The organism is Sphingobium limneticum (genome assembly GCF_008710165.1).
In the GTDB taxonomy this organism is placed as follows: domain Bacteria; phylum Pseudomonadota; class Alphaproteobacteria; order Sphingomonadales; family Sphingomonadaceae; genus Sphingobium; species Sphingobium limneticum.
Genome location: NZ_VYQA01000058.1, coordinates 1 through 2,872 on the forward strand (window position 1 = coordinate 1; position 2,872 = coordinate 2,872).

At 66.7% G+C, this 2,872-nt stretch carries 1 protein-coding gene; it reads left to right on the top strand.

The window, feature by feature from the left end:
* Positions 1–2,872, top strand: a 2,872-nt coding sequence (locus F4U95_RS24465; RefSeq protein WP_246171716.1) for an Ig-like domain-containing protein, incomplete at both ends; no start/stop codon positions are given.

Here is a 2,872-nt window from a genome sequence, read left to right on the forward strand (position 1 = left end):
TCGCGACCATAGCGGCGGACGGATCGTCGATCAGCGGCACGGGCGAGGTTGGCGCGACCATCACCGTTCGCGACGCGTCGGGTGTGATCATCGGCACGACGGTTGTCGACGATGACGGCAATTATCTCTTCCCGCTCAGCCCGGCGCGCGTCGATGGCGAGGTGCTGAGCATCACCCAAAGCGATGTGGCCGGCAACGTGTCGACCGGTGTGACGGTTACGGCGGACGATACGACGCCGCCGCCTGCGCCCAGCGCCACGATCGACGGCACCGGCACGGTGGTGACGGGATCGGTAGTGACCGGTTCGGGCGTGGCTGGATCGACGATCGAAGTACGCGCGGCCGATGGTACGCTGCTGGGCAGCGGCGTGGTCGATGCGCAGGGCAATTATACCGTGACGCTCAACGCGCCGCAGGTGGATGGCGAATCCCTTGCCGTCACGCAGGTCGATCCTTCGGGCAACATATCCAACCCGACCGGCATCACGGCGCCCGACCTCACCCCGCCGGCCGCGCCAGTCGCGACCATAGCGGCGGACGGATCGTCGATCAGCGGCACGGGCGAGGTTGGCGCGACCATCACCGTTCGCGACGCGTCGGGTGTGATCATCGGCACGACGGTTGTCGACGATGACGGCAATTATCTCTTCCCGCTCATCCCGGCACGCGTCGATGGAGAGGTGCTGAGCATCACACAAAGCGACGTGGCCGGCAATGTATCGACCGGTGTGACGGTTACAGCGGACGATACGACGCCGCCACCCGCGCCGACCGCGGCTATCGACGATACCGGCGGGATCGTGACCGGCACGGGTGTCGCCGGATCGGCAGTCGAGGTGCGGACGGCAGGTGGCACCCTGCTGGGCACCGGTATCGTCAATGCACAGGGCAATTACAGTGTCGTGCTGACCCCGCCGCAACTGGATAGCGAGCCGCTGCGCGTCACCCAGGCGGATGGCTCCGGCAACATATCCGACCCGGCCAATGTGACGGCGCCCGACCTCACCGCACCAGAACCGCCAACTGCCACTATTGCCGGCGATGGCGCGTCGATGAGCGGTACGGGTGACATCGGTGCCACGATCATCATCACCGATCCAACCGGTCGGGAGATCGGCACGGCGATAGTTGATGGCTTCGGCTTCTGGAGCGCGCTGCTTACGTCGCCACAAGTACATGGCGAGCCGCTGACCGTGGTGCAGAGCGACGCGGCAGGCAATGTGTCGGACGAACTGCCGGTGACTGCCCCCAATCTGAATGGACCCGACGCGCCCGATCCTGTGACGGCGACCATCTCCCCCACTGGTGAGACGGTGTCTGGCACTGGCGAGATCGGCGCGACCGTGACCGTGACCGGGCCTGGCGGGCTGGCATTGGGATCGACGATCGTCGATGGGGATGGCAATTACAGCATCACCCTGGGCACCCCGCAGGCCAATGGCGAGAAGCTGGTCGTGATACAGACCGATACGGATGGAAACAGCTCCGTCCCTGTGATCCTGACCGCGCCCGATATCACCCCACCTCTTGCGCCGACCGCGCAGATCGATGCGACCGGTGCCGTCGTGACCGGATCGGGCGAGAAGGGCGCGACCATAACGGTGCGCGATGCCGGCGGTACAGTGATCGGCACCGCGACCGTCGATGGTCAGGGTCATTATGCGGCAGCATTGACCACGCCGCAGACCGACGGATCGCCCCTGAACGTCACCCAGACCGACGCGGCAGGCAATGAGTCCGGCCCGACCGCGATCGCGACGCCCGATCTGGAAGCGCCCGCTGCGCCGACTGGCACGGTCGAGCTTGACGGGAGTGCGGTGACCGGCACTGGCGAGGCGGGGGCGACGATCACCGTCACGGATGCCAATGGTGTGTCGCTGGGTAGCGTCACGGTCGACAATGACGGCAATTTCAGTGTGCCGTTGAACCCGGCGCTCACCAATGGCGAGCCGTTGACGTTGGTTCAGACCGATGCGGCCGGCAATGCGTCGAGCACCGTCGACATCGCCGCGCCCGACATTACGGCGCCCGATGCACCGACCGGCACCGTCACATCCGATGGTTCGGCCGTGACCGGTACTGGTGAGGCCGGGGCGACGATCCGCATCACCGATGCCGATGGCACGCTGCTGGGCACGACGACGGTGGGGGCCAATGGCGCCTATATCGTCATCCTTCCCACGCCGCAGTTGAATGGCGAGACGCTGGGCATCGTTCAGACCGATGCGGCGGGCAATGACTCGGCGCAGGCCGATGCCATTGCACCGGACGTTACCGCGCCGACCGCGCCGACGGGCACGATCGCGCCCGATGGTACGGAAGTTACGGGTACGGGTGAGGCGGGTGCGATCATCAGCATCACCAATGCGGCCGGGACCGTGCTGGGCACGGCGACCGTGGCGACCGACGGCAATTATAGCGTCACATTGACCGAGCCACAGGCCAATGGTCAGGCGCTGACATTGGTGCAGACGGACGGCGCAGGCAATGTGTCGCCGCAGGTGCCGATCACCGCGCCGGACATTACGGCACCCAATGCGCCGACCGGCACGGTTTCGACCGATGGCACGCTCGTGACCGGTACCGGTGAAGCCGGCGCCACGATCAGCATCACCAATGCGGCCGGGACCGTCATCGGCACGGCGACGGTGGCCGCCAATGGCAGCTATGCCGCCACGCTTGCGACGCCGCAGCTGAATGGCGAGACGCTGGGCATTACGCAGGCGGATGGCGCCGGCAATGTGTCGGTCCGGGTGCCGACGATCGCGCCCGACGTCACGGCGCCGGTCGCGCCGACCGGCACGATCAGCGGCGACGGCGCGGTGGTGAGCGGCAGCGGTGAGGCTGGCGCGACGATCAGCGTGACCAATGC